16 protein-coding genes, 2 tRNA genes and 1 pseudogene are annotated in these 18,189 nt (G+C 69.0%); 8 read left to right on the top strand and 11 right to left on the bottom strand.

Going from position 1 to position 18,189, the window contains the following annotated elements; genetic code table 11:
* On the bottom strand, positions 1–976 hold a 976-nt coding region (locus G6045_RS29240; RefSeq protein ID WP_165335142.1), incomplete at its 3' end, for a sensor histidine kinase.
* A gap of 192 nt (positions 977–1,168) precedes the next feature.
* Between G6045_RS29240 and G6045_RS29235 the strand changes: the two genes are divergently transcribed.
* The 5 genes from G6045_RS29235 (at position 1,169) to G6045_RS29215 (ending at position 4,563) form a co-directional block, all read left to right on the top strand.
* Positions 1,169–1,759: a vitamin K epoxide reductase family protein gene (locus G6045_RS29235; RefSeq protein WP_165335141.1), complete on the top strand. Its 591-nt coding sequence runs from the start codon at positions 1,169–1,171 to the stop codon at positions 1,757–1,759.
* Between the two features lie 51 nt (positions 1,760–1,810).
* Entirely contained in the window at positions 1,811–2,437 is a 627-nt protein-coding gene (locus G6045_RS29230) for a hypothetical protein (RefSeq protein ID WP_165335140.1), read from the top strand.
* A complete protein-coding gene (locus tag G6045_RS29225; RefSeq protein WP_165335139.1) occupies positions 2,434–3,162 on the top strand; it encodes a response regulator transcription factor in 729 nt (242 codons plus the stop codon). Before G6045_RS29230 ends, G6045_RS29225 begins: the two co-directional genes overlap by 4 nt.
* Positions 3,163–3,276: 114 nt before the next feature.
* Positions 3,277–4,329: a glycosyltransferase family 2 protein gene (locus G6045_RS29220; RefSeq protein ID WP_165335138.1), complete on the top strand. Its 1,053-nt coding sequence runs from the start codon at positions 3,277–3,279 to the stop codon at positions 4,327–4,329.
* A gap of 66 nt (positions 4,330–4,395) precedes the next feature.
* Positions 4,396–4,563 (top strand): hypothetical protein, encoded by a 168-nt coding sequence (locus G6045_RS29215; protein WP_165335137.1) that lies wholly within the window; start codon positions 4,396–4,398, stop codon positions 4,561–4,563.
* A gap of 100 nt (positions 4,564–4,663) precedes the next feature.
* Here G6045_RS29215 and G6045_RS29210 read toward each other — a convergent pair whose 3' ends face one another.
* The gene (locus G6045_RS29210) at positions 4,664–7,291 is read right to left on the bottom strand and encodes a valine--tRNA ligase (RefSeq protein ID WP_165335136.1); all 2,628 of its coding nucleotides are present in this window, start codon (positions 7,289–7,291) and stop codon (positions 4,664–4,666) included.
* Between the two features lie 139 nt (positions 7,292–7,430).
* On the opposite strand from G6045_RS29210, the gene G6045_RS29205 reads away from it, so the two are divergent.
* Together G6045_RS29205 and G6045_RS29200 are read left to right on the top strand one after the other, a co-directional pair.
* Positions 7,431–8,354, top strand: a complete 924-nt coding sequence (locus tag G6045_RS29205) for a flagellar basal body-associated FliL family protein (RefSeq protein WP_165335135.1) — start codon at positions 7,431–7,433, stop codon at positions 8,352–8,354.
* Positions 8,355–8,469: 115 nt separating this feature from the next.
* Positions 8,470–9,477: a hypothetical protein gene (locus G6045_RS29200; RefSeq protein WP_165335134.1), complete on the top strand. Its 1,008-nt coding sequence runs from the start codon at positions 8,470–8,472 to the stop codon at positions 9,475–9,477.
* Between the two features lie 76 nt (positions 9,478–9,553).
* Here G6045_RS29200 and clpX read toward each other — a convergent pair whose 3' ends face one another.
* From clpX to G6045_RS29175, 5 genes are all read right to left on the bottom strand, one after another.
* The gene (gene clpX / locus G6045_RS29195; protein ID WP_165335144.1) at positions 9,554–10,837 is read right to left on the bottom strand and encodes an ATP-dependent Clp protease ATP-binding subunit ClpX; all 1,284 of its coding nucleotides are present in this window, start codon (positions 10,835–10,837) and stop codon (positions 9,554–9,556) included.
* Between the two features lie 211 nt (positions 10,838–11,048).
* Positions 11,049–11,729, bottom strand: coding sequence for an ATP-dependent Clp protease proteolytic subunit (locus tag G6045_RS29190; RefSeq protein ID WP_165335133.1), 681 nt, complete (start codon positions 11,727–11,729; stop codon positions 11,049–11,051).
* 57 nt (positions 11,730–11,786) lie between these two features.
* Positions 11,787–12,392, bottom strand: coding sequence for an ATP-dependent Clp protease proteolytic subunit (locus G6045_RS29185; protein ID WP_206344312.1), 606 nt, complete (start codon positions 12,390–12,392; stop codon positions 11,787–11,789).
* Positions 12,393–12,706: 314 nt separating this feature from the next.
* The gene (tig, locus tag G6045_RS29180; protein WP_165335131.1) at positions 12,707–14,089 is read right to left on the bottom strand and encodes a trigger factor; all 1,383 of its coding nucleotides are present in this window, start codon (positions 14,087–14,089) and stop codon (positions 12,707–12,709) included.
* Positions 14,090–14,305: 216 nt separating this feature from the next.
* A tRNA-Pro gene (locus G6045_RS29175) sits at positions 14,306–14,382 on the bottom strand.
* A 188-nt stretch (positions 14,383–14,570) separates the two neighbouring features.
* Here G6045_RS29175 and G6045_RS29170 point away from each other — a divergent pair.
* Positions 14,571–14,641 (top strand) — tRNA-Gly (locus G6045_RS29170).
* Between the two features lie 73 nt (positions 14,642–14,714).
* On the opposite strand, the gene G6045_RS29165 is transcribed toward G6045_RS29170, so the two are convergent.
* The 4 genes and pseudogenes from G6045_RS29165 to G6045_RS29150 form a co-directional block, all read right to left on the bottom strand.
* Complete coding sequence (locus G6045_RS29165; protein WP_328707940.1) at positions 14,715–15,983, bottom strand: MFS transporter; 1,269 nt, start codon at positions 15,981–15,983, stop codon at positions 14,715–14,717.
* A 186-nt stretch (positions 15,984–16,169) separates the two neighbouring features.
* Complete coding sequence (locus tag G6045_RS29160; RefSeq protein WP_165335130.1) at positions 16,170–16,733, bottom strand: flavoprotein; 564 nt, start codon at positions 16,731–16,733, stop codon at positions 16,170–16,172.
* Positions 16,734–16,921: 188 nt separating this feature from the next.
* Positions 16,922–17,163 (bottom strand): annotated as a pseudogene (locus G6045_RS29155) (protein kinase domain-containing protein); the annotation flags it as partial.
* Between the two features lie 93 nt (positions 17,164–17,256).
* Complete coding sequence (locus G6045_RS29150) at positions 17,257–17,451, bottom strand: hypothetical protein (protein WP_093613165.1); 195 nt, start codon at positions 17,449–17,451, stop codon at positions 17,257–17,259.
* Between the last annotated feature and the right edge of the window lie 738 nt (positions 17,452–18,189).

Raw genomic sequence — 18,189 nt, 5'->3', positions numbered from 1 at the left:
CCCCCACCGCTATCCGCACCCGCACCTTCTCCCCCGGCGCATGCTTGGCCGCATTCGTCAGACACTCCTGCGCCACCCGGTACACCGCGGCCTGCCGCAACGGCGACAACCGCCCGGCCCCCTCGTCGACCTCCAACAGCACGGGCGTACCGGCCCGTTCACTCTGCTCGACCAGACCGGGCAGAGCGTCGAGACCCGGCGTGGGCATCCCCGTGTCGGCCCGCCGCACGATGATCTCGTTGAGCAACGTGTGGGCCCGCCGAGCCGTGTCCCCCAGCTCCTCGAACTGCGCGGCGTACACCTCGTCCGCCCCAGAACGCGCCCTGCGCGCCAGCACATCGGAGCGCACACACAGCAGCGTCAACTCACGCCCGACGAAGTCATGGACATCGCCCGCGACCTCGCTGCGCTCCGTATGCACCGCCTGAAGCACCGCCGTCTCGGCCCGCTGCGACTCCAGGGCCCGCACCAGATCCTGCCGGTTCGCGGCGATCCCGACCCCTGCCGCGAGCACACCGATCGGCACGACCAGACTGAGGAAGTCGCCGAGCGTGTCCCCACGGTGCGCGGGCCAGCCCGGCAGTTGGAACAGCACGAAGGCCACGACCACGTACACGGCGACCCCGGCCACCCCCGCACGCCGGCCCCGATAGCGGCCGAGCGAGTAGAGCGCGAACTGCGCGAGCGTCAGCTCATGCAGCCAGGCCAGCAAGACCAGCGCCACCGCGTACGCCACCCAAGGCGCCGTACGCCGCACAAGCAGCGTCGCCGAACCGGCCGCGAGCACCGCGGTCGCGGCCCAGCCGTTCAGCGAGTTGTCGGCCGCGGCGAGTCCCGGAATGTCCAGGGACATCAGGCCGAAGCAGCCGAGCGCGGTCAGCGCGTCCAGGATCCGGGGACGGCCGGCCCAGGACTCCGCCCGGCGCCGGCCCGCGGCCGCCACCCGGCGGTACGCGTGCGCTGCCCGGTCGTGCATCTCTCCATCATCCGGGGTCTTTCGGCCCGGTTTGACGGACCTAGTACCCGATTTACGTGATTTACGGCACTCCGCTCGGGCGGATCCGTCAAGCGGCGCGCACCACCTCGGCCGAAAGTACGGCCCGGACCAGGGACTCGTCGGGACCACCGCATCTACAGCCGGCCCCCGCGGCCCAGGGACGCTGGACTCATGAGCCGCCCCACCGCCCCCGTCCCGGCAACCCGCGCCCTGAGCGTGCTCATCGTCGTGGCCGGGGCCCTCGGCACGCTCGCGTCCGCGATGCTCACGTACGACCGGATCGAGACCCTGGCGAACCCCGCCTTCGTCCCGGCCTGCTCCCTCAACTCGGTGCTCAGCTGCACGGACGTGATGGACACCTGGCAGGGCAACCTGCTCGGCTTCCCCAACATGCTGCTCGGCCTCCCCGCCTTCGCCGTCCTCCTCGGCCTCGGCCTCGCGCTGCTGTCCGGCGCCGCGCTCCCCCGCCGGATCTGGCTCGGCATCCAGACGGGAGTCACCGCCGCGTTCGTCTTCGTCGTCTGGCTGATCACCCAGTGCCTCTACGTGATCGGCGCGCTCTGCCCCTGGTGCATGCTCGTCTGGGCGGTCGTCCTGCCCCTCTTCTGGTACGTGACCACGCACTGTCTGCACACCGGCATCCTGCCCGCGCCCGCCGGTTTGGCACGGGCCCTCACGGCCAACTCGTGGGCCGGGCCCGTCGTCCTGTACGGCACCGTCCTGGTGCTGGTGCTGACCCGTTTCGGCGACCGGCTGTTCTGATCACCGGCGCGGTTCAGACGATCGCACCGGCTGTGGAGGTGCAATCACCCCATGTGGTACGCCCAGAACCCCGGCCGTCGTACGCGCCAGATGATCGGCGACGGCGCCGTCCTCCTGTGGGCCCTCCTATGGGCCGCCCTCGCCTTCATCGCCTACCGGCTCGTCCAGCTCCTGTCCGGGCCCGCCCAGGATGTCGAGACCGCCGGCGAGCGTTTCAGCTCCGGCCTGACCACCGCGGGCAGCACCGCGTCGAAGGTGCCGTTCGTGGGCGGCAAACTCGACGAGGCGCTCCGCAACGTCGCGGGCGCGGGCGACAAGCTCGCGGACGCCGGTGACAACGGGGGAACCGCGGTCGACGCCCTCGCCCTGACCGGTTCCCTCGCCTTGTTCCTGCTGCCCGTCGGCCTGGTCCTCGCGCTCTGGCTCCCCCGGCGCCTGCGCTGGTCGCGCCAGGCGGTCGCGGCCCAGGAGCTGGCCGCATCGGACGACGGCCGCGAACTCCTCGCCCTGCGCGCCCTGCTCCGCCCCCTCGACGAGGTCGCCTCCCTGGCCCGCACGGCCGACCTCCCCGACGCGAGCGCGGGCAGCCTCGCGGAGGGCTGGCGCGGCGGCGACCCGGACACGCTCGACCTCCTGGCGGAGGCGGAGCTCGAACGGCTCGGCCTGCGGACCGCATGACCCACCGGCACACGGCGGGCAGAGCGCGCCCGCCCCTGGTGCTCATCGCCGTCCCCGAGGACACGGCCGTCGAGATGCGCGCACTGTTCCTGCGTGTCGCCGAGGCCACTCCGGTCGACATGCAGATCGTGCACGACGGCCGGAAGGCGTTGCGTGCCCTGTTCCGCCACCGCCCCGACGCCATGGTGCTGAGCCTCCGGCTGGCCGGCCTGAGCCCGTGGCGGGTCATCGACCGCGTACGGGACATGAGCGAACTGCCGCTCCTGGTCGTGGATACGGCGTACGACGCCGACGACGCGGTCCGGGCGCTGGAGGCCGGGGCCGACGACTACCTCACACCGTGCACTCCCGAGCGCGTGGTCGGCCCGCTGCTGCAGGCGCGGCTGCGGCGCGGCCGCCCCGCACCCCGCAAGACCCAGCTGATCGAGGACGGCTGGCTCACGGTCGACCTCGCCGCACGTGAGGCCGTCGCCGACGGGAACTTCCTCGACCTGTCCGTACTCGAACTCGACCTCCTGACCGCTTTCGCCCGCAACCCCGGCCAGGTGCTCACGCGCGAGCAGCTGCTCGACCTGGTCTGGCACGAGCCGGACGCCGACCCGGGCCGGGTCAAGTACGCGGTGCACCGGCTGCGCGGCAAGATCAGCCGGGCCACCGGACAGGCCGTCCCCATCGGCTCGGTGCGCTCGATCGGCTACCGGTACCGGCCGCCGGGCTCTTCCTAGCCGGACCCCTCACAGGCCCCTGCAACCCATCCGCAACCAAGCGGCACGTCCCCCGCCACCGAGACCTGTCACGATCCACCCGTATCGGCCGAAAGTACGAGTGGAGGCGTGGAAATGCAGTTGGTGGCACTTGTCCCGGCGCACGACGAGCAGGACCGCATCGTCGCCACGCTCGCCGGCCTGTACCGCCAGACCCGCCGCCCAGACCGTGTGGTCGTCCTCGCCGACAACTGCACGGACGCCACCGCCGAGATCGCCGAGCGGTGCGGCGCCGAGGTGTTCGTGCCCGTCGCCAACCGCGACAAGAAGGCCGGCGCACTCAACCAGGCCCTCGAACCGCTCCTCACCGAGCTCGCCGACGACGCCCTGGTCCTCGTCCAGGACGCCGACACGGTGCTCGCCCCCGACTTCGTACGCACCGCGGCCGTTGCCCTCGACGACCCCGAAGTGGGCGCCGTCGGCGGTGTCTTCTACGGCGAGCAGGGCGGCGGACCGCTCGGACTCCTGCAGCGCATGGAGTACCAGCGCTACGCCCACGAGATCCACCGCAGGGGGAACGAGGCCGTGGTCCTCACCGGCACCGGCACCCTGTTCCGCGCCTCGGTCCTGCGCGAGGTGCGCGCGGCCCGGCGCGCGGGTCTGCTCGGCGGCGGCACCGGCTGCTACAGCCTCGCCTCGCTCACCGAGGACGACGAGATCACCAAGGCCGTGAAGACCCTCGGCCACCGCACGGTCTCCCCCGACGGCTGCCGTCTGGTCACCGAAGTCATGACGTCCGTCCCCGCGTTGTGGCACCAGCGGATGCGGTGGCAGCGCGGCGCCCTGGAGAACCTGCGCGACTACGGGCGCACCCCCGTCACCGCGTACTACTTCCGCCAGCAGTTCCTGCTCGGCCTCGGCACCCTCGCCCTGGCCTGCTTCGTCCTGTTCGCGGTCCTCAACCTGTCGGTCAACGGCTGGCAGGGCGCGGCCCCGTTCTGGACCGCGATCACCCTCATCTTCGTCGTGGAACGCGCGGTGACCGTCCGCGGCGCGGGCCCGCGGGCCGTGCTCCTCGCCGCCCTCCTGGTGCCCGAACTGCTCTACGACATGTTCCGGCAGGCGGTGTACGTGAAGTCGTTGATCGACCTCGCGCTGCGCCGCCAGGAGCACTGGTACGCCACCTGACCACCCGCCCTGACCACCCCACCTGACAGCCCTCTCGATTCCCTTGCCGGGCAAAGGAGTTCAGCCATGTACGCACGCCCCTTGAACGCCGCCGCGATCGGCGTCCCCGGAGCGGCGCTCGCCGTGAGCGGCGCCCCCTTCCTCGCCGTCCTCGGCACGATCGTCGCCGTGACGACGCTCGTCGCGGCCGGCCTCGCGGTCCGGACACTGGTGCTCACCGCGGTGCGGCACTGACCTCTGCGCCACTGACCTCTGCGCCACTGACCTCTGCGGTACGACGCCGAAGGCCCCCGAACCTCGACAGGTTCGGGGGCCTTCGTGGACGTACGACCGGCTACGCGGCCGGCAGCTTCTCCAACTGCCCCTGGATACGGGCGATATCGGCCTCGGCCTTGCTGAGCCGGCCACGGATCTTGTCGACCACCTGGTCGGGAGCCTTGGCCAGGAACGCCTCGTTGCCGAGCTTGCCGTTCGCCGCCGCGACCTCCTTCTCGGCCGCCGCGAGGTCCTTGGTCAGACGCTTGCGCTCGGCCTCCACGTCGATCGTGCCCGAGAGGTCAAGCGCGACCGTGGCTCCCGCGACCGGCAGCGTGGCGGTGGCGGAGAAGCCCTCGCCCTCCGGCTGCAGACGCAGGAGCTGGCGGATGGCCGGCTCGTGGGCGTCGAGACCCGTGCCGGTCAGGTCCACACGGGCGGGGACCTTCTGGCCGGGCTGCAGACCCTGGTCCGTACGGAAGCGGCGGATCTCGGTGATCAGGGACTGAACCGTCTCGATCTCCTTCTCCGCGGCCGCGTCCCGGAAGCCGGAATCGACAGGCCAGTCGGCGACCACGAGGGACTCGCCACCGGTCAGGGTGGTCCACAGCGTCTCCGTCACGAACGGGACGACCGGGTGCAGCAGCTTCAGCGTGACATCGAGGACTTCACCGAGGACCCGCTTGGTGTCCTCGGCCTCCTGGCCGCCCGCCATGAACGTGGTCTTGGTGAGCTCCACGTACCAGTCGAAGACCTCGTCCCACGCGAAGTGGTAGAGCGCGTCGCTGAGCTTGGCGAACTGATAGTCCTCGTAGAGCCCGTCGACCTCGGCCACGACCTCGTTCAGCCGCGACAGGATCCAGCGGTTGGTCGCCGACAGGCGCTCGGCGGGCGGGAGTTCACCCTCGACCGTGGCGCCATTCATGAGCGCGAAGCGGGTCGCGTTCCAGATCTTGTTCGCGAAGTTGCGCGAAGCCTGGACCCAGTCCTCGCCGATCGGGACGTCGGTGCCCGGGTTGGCGCCGCGCGCGAGCGTGAAGCGCAGCGCGTCGGAGCCGTACTTGTCCATCCAGTCCAGCGGATTGACCGCGTTCCCGAACGACTTCGACATCTTCTTGCCGTGCTCGTCACGGACCATGCCGTGGAACGCGATCGTGCGGAACGGGACCTCGCCGTCCATCGCGTACAGACCGAACATCATCATCCGGGCGACCCAGAAGAAAATCAGGTCGTAACCGGTGACCAGGACGGAGTTCGGATAGAACTTCGCCAGGTCCGGCGTCTTCTCCGGCCAGCCCAGCGTGGAGAAGGGCCACAGGCCGGACGAGAACCAGGTGTCGAGGACGTCGGTGTCCTGCGTCCAGCCCTCACCGCTCGGCGGCTGCTCGTCCGGACCGACGCAGACGCTCTCGCCGTTCGGACCGTGCCAGACCGGGATGCGGTGACCCCACCACAACTGCCGTGAAATACACCAGTCGTTGAGGTTGTCGATCCAGTCGAAGTAGCGCTGCGTCAGGTCGGCCGGGTGAATGTTCACGCGGCCGTCGCGGACCGCGTCACCGGCGGCCTTCGCGAGCGGCTCGACCTTGACCCACCACTGCAGCGAAAGGCGCGGCTCCAGCGTCGTCTTGCAGCGCGAGCAGTGCCCGACCGAGTGGACGTACGGCCGCTTCTCGGCGACGATCCGGCCCTCGGCGCGCAGCGCGGCGACGATCGCCGAGCGCGCCTCGAAGCGGTCGAGGCCCTCGAACGGACCGTGCGCGGTGATGATGCCGCGCTCGTCCAGAACCTCGATCGACTCGAGGTCGTGACGCTGTCCGATCGCGAAGTCGTTCGGGTCGTGCGCGGGCGTCACCTTGACCGCACCGGTGCCGAACTCCGGGTCGACATGCGTGTCCGCGACGACCGGGATGGAGCGTCCGGTCAGCGGCAGCTTGATCTGCCTGCCGACGAGGTGCGCGTAGCGCTCGTCGTCCGGGTGGACGGCGACCGCGGTGTCACCGAGCATCGTCTCGGCGCGCGTGGTCGCGACGACGATGGTCTCGTCGCCCTCGCCGTACTTCATGGAGACGAGCTCGCCGTCGTCGTCCTGGTAGTCGACCTCGATGTCCGAGATGGCCGTGAGGCACCGCGGGCACCAGTTGATGATCCGCTCGGCGCGGTAGATCAGACCCTCGTCGAACATCTTCTTGAAGACGGTCTGGACGGCGCGGGAGAGCCCCTCGTCCATGGTGAAGCGGTCGCGGTCCCAGGCGACACCGTTGCCCAGGCGTCGCATCTGGCCGGCGATCTGCCCGCCGGACTCGTCCTTCCACTGCCAGACCCGCTCGACGAAGGCCTCACGGCCCAGGTCGTGCCGGGACTTGCCCTCCTTGGCCAGCTCGCGCTCGACGACGTTCTGCGTCGCGATGCCCGCGTGGTCCATGCCCGGCTGCCACAGCGTCTCGTATCCCTGCATCCGCTTGCGGCGGGTGAGGGCGTCGATCAGCGTGTGCTCGAAGGCGTGGCCCAGGTGCAGCGAGCCCGTGACGTTCGGCGGCGGGATGACGATCGTGTACGGCGGCTTCTCGCTCTTGGCGTCGGCAGTGAAGTAACCGCGCTCTACCCAGCGCTCGTACAGCTCCCCCTCTACCTCGGCCGGCGCGTACGTCTTCGGCAGTTCGGGCTCGGGGATGCTGGCGTGCTGCTGCTGAGTGTTCTCGGTCACGACGCACAGTTTAGAGGTGTCACAGCCCCGTCCCGAAACCGGAATTCTCGGTAACGGTGTGACCCCCGCCGCCCCGCTCGGCGACCGCTTCCGCCAGGATGTTCGGAACGCATAAGCATCTGGAGGGGGAACCCACCGCATGAGTTACCAGCAGCCGGGCCCATACGGCGGCCAGCCGCAGCAGCCCGGCCCGTACGGGCAGCAGGGCGGCTACCCGCAGCAGCCGCCACAGCAGCCGGGCTACGGGTATCCGCAGCAGCCGCAGCAGCCCGGGTACGGCGCTCCCGCGCAGAACGGTGGCTACGGCCAGCCGCAGCAGCCCGGGCCCTACGGCCAGCAGCCGCAGCCGCCGTACGGACAGGCGCCCTACGGCCAGGTCCCGCCGCCTCCACCGGTGGGCGGGAACGGCAAGAAGATCGGGATCATCGTCGGCGCGGTGGTCGCGCTCGCGGCGATAGGCGGCGGTGTCTGGTGGTTCATGGGCGGTTCCGGCGCGGATGTCGCCGATGACGGACCGCACAAGCTGACGGCGCCGGAGTCGGTGCTCGACGGCAAGTTCGCCAAGCAGGACGGGGGCGGCGGCACGTTCAGCGGTGACGACACCAAGGACGCGGAGAAGTGGGGGGTCAAGAACCCCAAGGACGTCGACGCCGAGTACCAGGCCGGCAAGGACTTCAACCAGGAGAACCTCGCCTTCGCCGGTGTCTACGGCGAGATCGAGGACCCGGAGTCGGTCGTCGACAAGGCCTTCGCGCAGATGAAGGCCGAGGCCGCGAAGGAGCCCGAGAAGGGCGAGCTGGTCGGCAGTCCCAAGTCGTTCAACCGGGACGGCGCCGCGATGAAGTGCCAGGAAGCCAAGTTCAAGAACCCGGACGGCGACGGCACCGCGAAGGGCGGCCCGAAGGAGTTCTCGCTCCCGATCTGCATCTGGGCCGACTACAGCACGGTCGCGATGGTGACGCACATCAATGTCGCCGGTGCGCTGGTCGGCAAGGGCACGACGCCCGAGGAAGCCGCCGATTTCACGGCGAAACTCCGCAAGGAGGTACGCGTCAAGCTCTGACGCGTAGCTCGTCACGCACCACCAACGGGGCCTCCGTCAGCACGGTTTGCCAAGACCCCGCTTCGGTCAGGGTGCTGGATTACCAAGCCGTCTTCAGCATGGAGGAATACAGATCATGAGTTACAACCAGCCCGGTCCGTACGGCGGTCAGGAACCGCAGGGTCCCTATGGCCAGCAGCCGGGTCAGCCGCAGCAGCCGGGCCCGTACGGCCAGCAGCCGCAGCAGCCTTACGGTCAGCCGCAGCAGCAGCCCGGTTACGGCTATCCGCAGACGCCGCCGGGCCAGCCCGCGTACGGTCAGCAGCCGGGCCAGCCCGCGTACGGTCAGCAGCCTTACGGCCAGGACCAGTACGGCCAGCAGCCGTACGGTGCTCCGCAGCCCCCGCAGGGCGGCGGTGGCGGCAAGAAGGCGGCCATCATCATCGGCTCCGCGGTGCTCGTGGCGGCGCTCGGTGTCGGCGGTTACTTCGCGTTCGCGGGCGGTGACGACGACAAGGGCGGCTCGGGTGGTTCGGGCGGCGGCGGGAGCGTCGCGGGCGAGGGCAAGCTGAAGGACGACGGCCCGCATGTGATCGACGCGAAGGACCAGGTCCTTGGCGACTATCAGCAGATGGAGCTCATCCCCGGCGCGCCCAAGGCGAAGCCGGCCGCGCCGACGGTCGGTATGCCGAAGCTGGTCGCCGACAGCTCCAAGATGGAGAACCCGATGTCCGTCACGGTCATCTACTCCAACCGCTCGGCGGAGGAGCTGCAGGACAAGTCCAAGGTGGTCGGCTCGAAGGCGATCACGTTCGTGGGCATGTACGGCAAGGTGGCCGACCCCAAGCAGGCGCTCGACGACGTCTTCACGGACCTGAAGAACGACAAGTCGCAGGGTCTGACGATGCTCGGCTCGCCGGAGTCGGTCTCGCCCGCGGGCGCCGACGGCGCGCTGATGAAGTGCCAGCAGGCGGAGGCGAAGAACCCGGCGACGAACCAGGTGGACCGCCAGTACATCTGCATCTGGGCCGACCACAGCACGATCGGTGTGGGCATCCCGGCCAAGGACGGCAAGGGCACCCCGCTGGACTACTCGGCGAACCTGACGGGTGACCTGCGCAAGGAAGTACGCGTCGCGGGATGATCCGCTGACACCGCACGCAGAAGGGCGCCCGGCCAACTCACTGGCCGGGCGCCCTTCTTGCTGTCCGCGGGAGCTGCTACGCGCTCTTCTCGCGCGGCCCGTCCGTCTTGCCCACGATGCGCGGGACCAGCGTCGGGTTGACGTTGGAGCGGACGACGTCCGCGGTGATGACGACGCGGGCGACGTCCTTGCGGGACGGCACCTCGTACATCACCGACTGCAGGACCTCTTCCATGATGGCGCGCAGTCCGCGGGCGCCGGTCTGGCGCAGGATGGCCTGGTCGGCGATGGCCTCGAGGGCCTCGCGCTCGAAGTCCAGCTCCACACCGTCGAGTTCGAACAGGCGCTGGTACTGCTTGACCAACGCGTTGCGCGGCTCGACGAGGATCTGCAGGAGCGCCTCGCGGTCGAGGTTGTGCACCGACGTGATGACGGGAAGGCGGCCGATGAACTCGGGGATCATCCCGAACTTCACCAGGTCTTCGGGCATGATGTCCTCGAACTGGTCCATCTCCTGCAGCTCGCGCTTGGAGCGGATCGTCGCGCCGAAGCCGATGCCCTTGGCACCCGCGCGGCCCTCGATGATCTTCTCCAGACCGGCGAACGCGCCGCCCACGATGAACAGCACATTCGTGGTGTCGATCTGGATGAACTCCTGGTGGGGGTGCTTGCGTCCGCCCTGCGGCGGTACGGAGGCGGTCGTCCCCTCAAGGATCTTGAGCAGGGCCTGCTGTACGCCTTCTCCGGAGACATCGCGCGTGATCGACGGGTTCTCGCTCTTACGAGCCACCTTGTCGATCTCGTCGATGTAGATGATCCCGGTCTCGGCCTTCTTGACGTCGTAGTCGGCAGCCTGGATCAGCTTCAGGAGGATGTTCTCGACGTCCTCGCCGACATAGCCGGCCTCGGTCAGCGCCGTGGCGTCCGCGATCGCGAACGGCACGTTCAGCATCCGGGCGAGCGTCTGCGCGAGCAGGGTCTTGCCGGAGCCGGTCGGGCCGAGCAGCAGGATGTTGGACTTCGCCAACTCGATGGCGTCGTCACGTCCTTGGGCGCTGGACTCGCCGGCCTGGACGCGCTTGTAGTGGTTGTATACCGCCACGGAGAGGGCCTTCTTCGCCGACTCCTGGCCGACGACGTAACCCTCGAGGAACTCGTAGATCTCGCGGGGCTTGGGAAGTTCTTCCCAGCGCACCTCGCTCGTCTCGGCGAGCTCCTCCTCGATGATCTCATTGCAGAGGTCGATGCACTCGTCGCAGATGTACACACCGGGCCCTGCGATGAGCTTCTTGACCTGCTTCTGACTCTTTCCGCAGAAAGAACACTTGAGCAGATCGCCGCCGTCACCGATGCGTGCCACGAGGTGCTTCCCCTTCGCCTGGGAGTCGCCCATGCGAGCGGCTCCTGGTGCCTCATATCCGACGGTACCTTGCCGGGCCCCCCGTTCGGGCCCCCCTTGGCGCGGTTCGCTCTGAGCGTGCACGCCGCACGTCGCGGCGGATCAGCCGCGACGTGCGGCGTGCGCGGGCGCCAAGGGGGCGCAAGTAACGCTGCCGTGTGGTCGGACGACCTCAGGCGATCGCCGCGTTGTTCAGCTTGCGGGTCGAGACGATCTGGTCGACGAGACCGTACGCGAGCGCGTCCTCGGCCGTGAGGATCTTGTCGCGCTCGATGTCGTCACGGATCTTCTCGATCGGCGTCGAGGAGTGCTTGGCCAGCATCTCCTCGAGCTGGGCACGCATCCGCAGGATTTCGTTGGCGGCGATCTCCAGGTCGGAGACCTGGCCGCGGCCCGTCTCCGAGTACGGCTGGTGGATCAGCACACGGGCGTTCGGCAGCGCCATGCGCTTGCCCGGCGTACCGGCGGCGAGGAGCACCGCGGCGGCCGAGGCGGCCTGGCCCATGCAGACCGTCTGGATGTCCGGCTTCACGAACTGCATCGTGTCGTAGATCGCCGTGAGCGCCGTGAAGGAGCCGCCGGGGCTGTTGATGTAGATCGAGATGTCGCGGTCCGGGTCCATCGACTCCAGGCACAGGAGCTGCGCCATGACGTCGTTGGCGGAGGCGTCGTCGATCTGGACGCCCAGGAAGATCACGCGCTCCTCGAAGAGCTTCGCGTACGGGTCGTACTCACGCACACCCTGCGAGGTGCGCTCGACGAAGCGCGGGATCACATAGCGCGACTCGGCGCGCGGGCCCTGGTATTCGGCCTGGGCACGCCCGTTGAGGCCGCTGCCGGGGAAGTCGTTCACTGGGTTCTCCTGAAGTGAGCTGAGGGTCGGCTGCGCGGGGCTGAGGCTCAGAGCCTCTTAGGCCCCGGTGCCGCCGCCGCCCGGCATGTTGGCGGCCGTGGGCATGATGTCGTCGATGAGGCCGTACTCCTTGGCCTCCTGCGGGTCGAACCAGCGGTCGCGGTCCGAGTCGCGGGTGACCTGCTCCACGGTCTGACCGGTGTGGAAGGCCGTCAGCTCGGCCATCTTCTTCTTGGTGAGCAGCAGCCGCTCGGCGTGGATCTTGATGTCCGACGCGGAACCCGCGAGGCCCGCGGAGGGCTGGTGGATCAGGATCTCGGCGTTCGGCAGCGCGAAGCGCTTGCCGGGGGTGCCCGCGCTCAGCAGGAACTGGCCCATCGAGGCGGCCATACCCATGGCGATCGTCACCACGTCGTTCTTGATGTACTGCATGGTGTCGTAGATCGCCATGCCCGCGGTGATCGAGCCGCCGGGGCTGTTGATGTACAGGTAGATGTCCTTCTCCGGATCGGAGGCAAGGAGCAGCAGCTGTGCGGTGATCTTGTTGGCGATGTCGTCGTCGACCGCCTGGCCGAGGAAGATGATCCGCTCGCCGAGCAGTCGGTTGTAGACCTGGTCGCCGAGGCCACCACCGATGGAAGGGTCGCCGGCGGCTGAAGGCATCAGATTCGTCACGTATCCACCTGCTCGTCTTACGACGGCACCGGGCCGTCTCACGTCTTCTGCTCGGGCCTGGGGGCCCGCGTCGCGCCGCCGATCTTGGCGGCTTCGGGGACTCCCCTGCCCTCGTATTCATGGACCCTAACGCGCGGGCCGTCGCGGAGAATCCCGGTAAGGGAACTGTTCGCTGTGAGCGCAGGTCGCCCCGCCTGCCCGGCCGGCGGCCGGGGAACGGAACGGGCCCCGTCCTGGGCCGGGAACGGAACGGGCCCCCGGACGCGGTGTGCGTCCGGGGGCCCGTACAGGAACCGTCAGGCTCAGGCCTTGGCCTCGGCCTCGTCCTCGGTGGACTCGGCAGCGGCCTCGACCGTCTCGGCGGTCTCGTCCTCGTCGTCGCTCAGGTCGACGACCTCACCGTTGGTGTCCTTGACCGTGGCGGCCTCGACGACGACCGCGAGGGCCTTGCCGCGGGCGACCTCGCCGACCAGCATCGGGACCTGGCCGCCCTCGACGACGGCCTGGGCGAACTGGTCGGGGGACATGCCGGAGGAGGCGGCGCGGCGCATGAGGTGCTCGGTGAGCTCCTCCTGGCTGACGTTCAGCTTCTCCTTGTTGACGAGCTCGTCGAGGACGAACTGCGTCTTGATGCCCTTGACCGCCTGCTCGCCGGTCTCGGCGTCGAACTCCTCGACCGTCTTGCCCTGGATCTGGAGGTACTGCTCCAGGTTCAGGCCCATCTGGCCGAGCTGGTGGTGCTCGAGGTTGTGCTTACGGGTGTTGACCTCGTCCGCGAGCAGCTTCTCGGGAACGGGGACCTCGACCAGTTCGAGCAGCTTCTCCAGGACACGCTCCTGGGCCTGCGTGGCCTGGTCGTACTCCTTCATGTTCGCGAGGCGCTTGCGGCTGTCCGCCTTCAGCTCCTCCAGGGTGTCGAACTCGGAGGCGAGCTGCGCGAAGTCGTCGTCCAGCTCCGGCAGTTCGCGCGCGGCGACCTGCGAGACCTTGACGGTGACCTCGGCGTCCTTGCCCTCGGCCGAGCCGCCCTTGAGCTGCGAGGTGAAGGTGGCCTCGCCGCCGGCCTCGAGACCGGTCACGGCCTCGTCGATGCCCTCGAGGAGCTCGCCGGAGCCGATGGTGTACGAGACGTCGCTGGCGACGCCGTCCTCGAGGACCTCTCCGTCGACCTTGGCCTCGAGGTCGATCGTCACGACGTCGCCCTCGGCGGCGGCGCGCTCGACCGGGGAGGTCGAGGCGAAGCGCTCGCGGAGCTGCTCGACGGACTTGTCGATGTCCTCGTCGGTGACCTCGATGGCGTCGACCTCGACCTCGATGCCGGAGTAGTCCGGGATCTCGATCTCGGGGCGGACGTCCACCTCGGCGGTGAAGTTGAGGGTCTCGTTGTCCTTCAGCTCGGTGATGTCCACCTCGGGCTGGCCCAGGACGTTGAGCTCGGCCTCGTTGACGGCCTGCGTGTAGAACTTCGGAAGCGCGTCGTTGACGGCCTCCTCCAGCACAGCGCCACGACCGAAGCGCTGGTCGATCACGCGGTTGGGGATCTTGCCCTTACGGAAGCCCTTCACCGTGACCTGCTGGTTGATCTTCTTGTACGCCGCGTCGAGGCTGTCCTTGAGCTCCTCGAAGGGCACCTCGATGCTGAGCCGAACCCGGGTGGGGTTCAGGGTCTCCACGGCGCTCTTCACGGTTCGGTCTCCTTGTGGCTGACTGCTTTAGGTTTCTGCTGAGCCAGACAGCTGCAGCGGATGCGCGTTAGCCGGGACCGCTTCGTGGTGGGTTTCACGGGATGGCACACGGGCGCGCAGCTTGCATAGTAACCGCAGCGGGTACGCGCCCCAAAAGGCGATCTTGACCCTGGCTTGACTCTGGTCGGTGTGCCAGTCCGTGCTGGTCGTCCCAGATGGTCGGGGTGGCGGGATTTGAACCCACGGCCTTCCGCTCCCAAAGCGGACGCGCTACCAAGCTGCGCCACACCCCGTCGGTGCGACACGTAGGGTACATGCCCGCCGCTCCCCGGGCCGCCGCATTTACGGGGCCGGACCCCGCCGCAGGTCGCCGGGTGTGCGTGGGGAGCACATATGGGGTGTGCGCCGCGCCGCACGGACCCGCTACGATGCATGTGCGCCGCGGCCGCCACCAGCTGGTGGTTCCTGCGGTGCGCACGTTGCGGGCGTAGCTCAATGGTAGAGCCCTAGTCTTCCAAACTAGCTACGCGGGTTCGATTCCCGTCGCCCGCTCTGTATGGCGAAGGCCCAGGTCAGAGGATTTTCCTCAACCTGGGCCTTCGTCGTTCGCAGGGCGGATTCAGCCTCAGCCGTTCGTGCCCGTGGTCACCCGTGCGTCGACTGCGGTCACCCGTGCCCCTCGGAAGAGCACCGGGAGCCACAGGAGGCATGCCAGCAGGGGGACCGCGGCGTAGGTGGCCATGCCCAGGCTGGAGCCCAGCGCGTCCATGAGGGCGCCGAGGACGAGGTAGCCGATACCGATGAGGGCCGACTCCACGAACGCGATCATCGACAGAAGGCTCGCCCGGTGGCGCGACGGCACGGCCTCGTTGAACAGGTTGTCCACGAGCACGGCGGTGATCTCGGGAATCCCGACCAGGGCCAGGAACGCGGCGACCGTGACCCAGACGAGGCCGAGGCCGCTCAGGCCGAGTGCGGCGGCGAGCGCCAGGAGGGACACGGGGACGATGACCCGGTACCCGATGCGCCGGTCCGCGCGGTCCGCAAGGAGCGGAGTGAGCCCGCCGGCGAGGAATCCCGCCGCTATGACCACGCTGACCCATGCGGTGCTCGCTCCCTGATCGGAGAGGGTCTTCTGCGCGAAGATGATGTACGGCGTCAACGTCGCGTGCATCAATCCGGACACCACGACCAGCGTCACGAGAGCCGGCGTGGCCACCCGAAGCATCGCCCGCCACGCTGTGTCGTCGCCGTGCTCCTCGGTTCCGTGCTGCTCGTCCACCGCGTCCGCGCCGCGGATCTCGGGCACGCGTGACCTCAGCACCACCGCGGCCAGAACGAGGCACGCCGCCGATCCGGCGTAGACGACTCCCCAGGAAATCTGCTGAAGTTGACCGCCGACGACGATGGCGGCTCCCGAGGTGACCGTGCCGAGCATGGTGAACCGGGACTTGATCTTGACGTAGTCCGCCGTCGCCCCACGGCGCACGAGCAGGTCGTACAGCAGGGCGGTGTCCGAGCCGGACACACATGCCATGCCCACGCCCTGCCCGATGAACAGCGCGAGGAACACCCAGTAGTGGGAGGACATCCCCTGGCCGAGCAGGCATCCGGCGATCAGCAGCTGGCCGATCGCGATGCCGGCACGCCTGCCGATCCGGTCGGCGATGACTCCCGTCGGGATCTCCGCAAGTCCGCTGACCAGGAAGAGCAGCGTCTGCAGCAGGGCCACCTGCCCGGCGGAGAAGCCTCGCTGGTAGAGGAAGAGGACGAAGACGCCGCGCTGGAACAACGAGTTGGCGAGCACGGCGTACAGGTAGAACGGGCGCGTGACATTGCGTGCCGCACCGTCGACTGCGGCCGGCCCGCCGAGGGCCTCCGTGGTGCCGGTCACGCCGCGGGCTCCCCGGCGGCCATCGCGGAGGCTGTTCGGCCCGTACGTATGTACTCGAGGGCATCCGCGGCACATCCCACGACCCCGCCTACCCCGCGGTGCTCCACCGGCCCACTCCCCCGCTCACCACAACACGAACTCAACTGCCGGTCAGCGTACGGGCGCTGAACGGGGCTCCTGCCGCGCTCAAGCCGGTGCAGCGCAGCGGTCGAGGGTGGCCAGGATCTGGTCCCACGGGATGTCACGGTCGGCGGGCTCCTGGCGCGGCTCGTGCAGTGGCCAGATCTCGGGGCCGTGGACGAGTTCCACCTGGCCCTTGCGGAGGGTCTCGATGTGGGTGTCCCAGGCCGGGTGCCGGGCGTGGGCCGCGTTGATGCGCGGGAAGACGATCACCGGCACGTCCAGGGTGCCGATCGCCTCGCCCACCTGGGTCAGCGCCTGGTTGTCCGCGATGCCGGCCGCGAGCTTCGCCACATAGTTCGCGCTGGCCGGGGCGACGATCCAGCAGTCGGCCACCGGGTGCGGGCGAGGCTCCGAGGGCAGGCGTGGGGTGTCGCGTACCGGCAGGCCGGTCAGGCTCTCCAGGCGCTCGATCTCGTCGCCACCGCGCAGCCAGCGAGCGGCCGTGGGAGTCAGCGTCACGGCCACCTGCCACCCGCGAGCCATCGCGGGCCGTACGAGGCCCGCACGCAGCTGCTCGACCCCGTCCGTGGCACACCCGACGACCCCGAGTACCCCGCGGTGCTCCACCGGTCCACCCCCTGCTCGAAACGTCACGGGACTCAACTGCCCGTCAGAGTACGGGCGCTGCACGGTGCCGAGGGGGAGAACCGGAGGCCGGACCGCTTCCGGAGAGCGCTCGCCGGCCGTCAGGTGGCCCGTGGCCGCGGTGGGGGCGCTGCGGGACCAGGTGAAGCTGCCGTCGGCGAGGTTCAGTGCCGAGACGCGTCCGGGTCGGCGTCGACCACGGGAGCCGTGAAGGCGCCGCTGACGCGCCGGGCCGCCGCGAGTTCCCGCCGGAAGCGGACGCGGAACTCCTCGTCGTCGGCGTAGTGCGCGTGCACCACCTTGACGGCTAGTGGCCGCGCGCACGGTAGACCACGCCCATGCCTCCGGAGCCGAGCCGTTCCTCGACGGCATAGCCGCCGATCTCCCGCGGATCGGAATCACGCAGCTCCATACGCCGTGCGCCGCCCCCTCGCCGCCCACCCGCGGGCCACGCCCGGAAAGGTGCTCCGCCCCAGCGCCCGCGGGATCCCGCCCGTAATCCCGCCTAGAACTGGATGTCGTTCAAAGTCCTCGCTATCGAGTCGAGGAAGCGCTGGATGTCGTCCGCCATACCTGTGGACGCGAGGAAGAACCCGAAGAGGACCGCGACCACGGCCGGGCCTGCTTTGAGCGAGCCCCCGCGGATCAGCACCACAAGGATGATCGCCAACACGAGTACCGCTGAAAGCGAGAAGACCACAACTGATCACACCCTAGGTCGGTCCGCACTACCGCCCGGAGGCACACTCCCGCACACCCCCGCCAGAACCATCGTGCCACCAACAGGCCCTCCGTATGCGGCGGGTGACGCATCGTCGGCCACGGCTTTCGCGCCCCCGTGCACCCCTGCCGCTCCCCCGCACACCCCTGGCACACGCGGGGGCCCGTACGGCGGGCGGGCGCCGGACGGACACACCAGGGACACGCGGGCTAATTCCAGGGGCACATGACGGACTCAATTCGGCTTGATCGTTGCCATACGCACGCGATGTGTTCGCAGAGAATTCGAATTGTTGCCGTGGGCACAGCATTTGAGCGCCCGGAGCGTGGACGGCTCACACTTTCACCCCGAATGAACATGACGACCTGGACGGGTAAATCCCAATGAACCGGACATTCCACCAGAGTCGCCTGCGGCTGTTATGACCGGATTTACCAGCATTCAGTAGCGCATAAGGCAACGAGAGCTGAGTCACTATTCCGTGCCCGGATCTCTAAGTCGACTTCCCGGTAAGCGGGATACTCGTAGCGCATGGCGTGCATCACGTCCGTATTCACCGGAAGGGTTTTACGAAAACCATCGGCCGCCGCTAGGGTGCCTCAGATGTTCCACGCTGCCACTACCCCCGAAGGCGCAGTGCGGTCACAGCACCGGGCACCGCTCCCGCCGGTCCAGGAATCGGCATCCGGTATGCCCGGCCCGCGCTCCCCCCAGGAC

This window comes from Streptomyces mesophilus (assembly GCF_011044995.1).
Classification (GTDB): Bacteria; Actinomycetota; Actinomycetes; order Streptomycetales; family Streptomycetaceae; genus Streptomyces; species Streptomyces mesophilus.
This window is presented reverse-complemented; position numbering and strand designations above follow the sequence as displayed.

Coding starts and splice junctions, on each gene's coding strand:
- G6045_RS29230 (WP_165335140.1), top strand. CDS start 1,811: ATGTGGTACGCCCAGAACCCCGGCCGTCGTACGCGCCAGATGATCGGC.
- G6045_RS29220 (WP_165335138.1), top strand. CDS start 3,277: ATGCAGTTGGTGGCACTTGTCCCGGCGCACGACGAGCAGGACCGCATC.
- G6045_RS29200 (WP_165335134.1), top strand. CDS start 8,470: ATGAGTTACAACCAGCCCGGTCCGTACGGCGGTCAGGAACCGCAGGGT.
- G6045_RS29225 (WP_165335139.1), top strand. CDS start 2,434: ATGACCCACCGGCACACGGCGGGCAGAGCGCGCCCGCCCCTGGTGCTC.
- G6045_RS29235 (WP_165335141.1), top strand. CDS start 1,169: ATGAGCCGCCCCACCGCCCCCGTCCCGGCAACCCGCGCCCTGAGCGTG.
- G6045_RS29185 (WP_206344312.1), bottom strand. CDS start 12,392: ATGCCTTCAGCCGCCGGCGACCCTTCCATCGGTGGTGGCCTCGGCGAC.
- G6045_RS29205 (WP_165335135.1), top strand. CDS start 7,431: ATGAGTTACCAGCAGCCGGGCCCATACGGCGGCCAGCCGCAGCAGCCC.
- G6045_RS29215 (WP_165335137.1), top strand. CDS start 4,396: ATGTACGCACGCCCCTTGAACGCCGCCGCGATCGGCGTCCCCGGAGCG.